The organism is Hymenobacter sp. AT01-02 (genome assembly GCF_000961955.2).
Lineage (GTDB): Bacteria > Bacteroidota > Bacteroidia > Cytophagales > Hymenobacteraceae > Hymenobacter > Hymenobacter mucosus.
Genome location: NZ_JZIR02000251.1, coordinates 1 through 902 on the forward strand (window position 1 = coordinate 1; position 902 = coordinate 902).

Below are 902 nucleotides of genomic sequence, written 5' to 3' on the forward strand. Positions count from 1 at the left end.
TCGAACCCCGTCGGTGACCGGGCGACGGCGACCGGTCTGGGCCAATTGGTACATGGGCGGCAACTGGCTGTGCCAGCACCTGTGGGAGCACTACGCCTTCACGCAGGACAAGCAGTACCTGGCCCAGCACGCCTACCCGCTGATGAAGGGCGCCGCGCTTTTTACGCTGGACTGGCTGGTGCCCGATAAAAACGGCTACCTCGTTACGGCGCCTTCCACGACGCCCGAAAACAAGTTCAAGGACCAAAACGGCGCGGCGCAGGGCGTTTCCGTGGGTACTACCATGGACATGGCCATTATTTGGGACTTGTTTACGAATCTCATCGAGGCCTCCCAGGTGCTGAACATCGACGCCGAGTTTCGGGCCCTGCTGCTGGCCAAGCGGCAGCAGCTCCTGCCCCCGCAGGTGGGGCGCCAGGGGCAGCTGCTGGAATGGTACCGCGACTTTGCCGAAACCGACCCGCAGCACCGGCACGCCCTCGCACCTGTTTGGGCTGCACCCGGGCCGCCAGCTTTCGGCCGCGGCACGCCGGAGCTCTTCCAAGCTGCCCGCAAGTCACTGGAGCTCGGGGCGACGCGGGGACAGGCTGGAGCAAAGCCTGGAAAATCAACTGGTGGGCGCGCCTGCACGACGGCGACCATGCCTACCGGCTGGTTCGCCAGCTGCTGCGCTACACCGACCCCAAGGGCGGCAACGGGGCCGGCGGCACTACCCCAACCTGTTTGACGCCCACCCGCCGTTTCAGATTGACGGCAACTTTGCCGGCACGGCCGGCATGGCCGAAATGCTGTTGCAAAGCCACTTGGGCGAAGTGCACCTGCTGCCGGCCCTGCCTTCGGCCTGGCCGGCGGGCAGCGTGCGCGGCCTGAAGGCCCGGGGCGGTATAGAGGTAAATCTGGCC

General features: G+C 66.1%; 1 protein-coding gene and 2 pseudogenes. All 3 read left to right on the forward strand.

Annotated elements, in window-relative coordinates:
• Positions 1-52: 52 nt before the first annotated feature.
• Positions 53-731: pseudogene (locus VI25_RS22935) on the forward strand (glycosyl hydrolase family 95 catalytic domain-containing protein); the annotation flags it as partial.
• Entirely contained in the window at positions 625-870 is a 246-nt protein-coding gene (locus VI25_RS29135; protein ID WP_410503462.1) for a hypothetical protein, read from the forward strand. The pseudogene VI25_RS22935 and the gene VI25_RS29135, both read left to right, overlap by 107 nt.
• Positions 843-902: pseudogene (locus VI25_RS29140) on the forward strand (hypothetical protein); the annotation flags it as partial. The gene VI25_RS29135 and the pseudogene VI25_RS29140, both read left to right, overlap by 28 nt.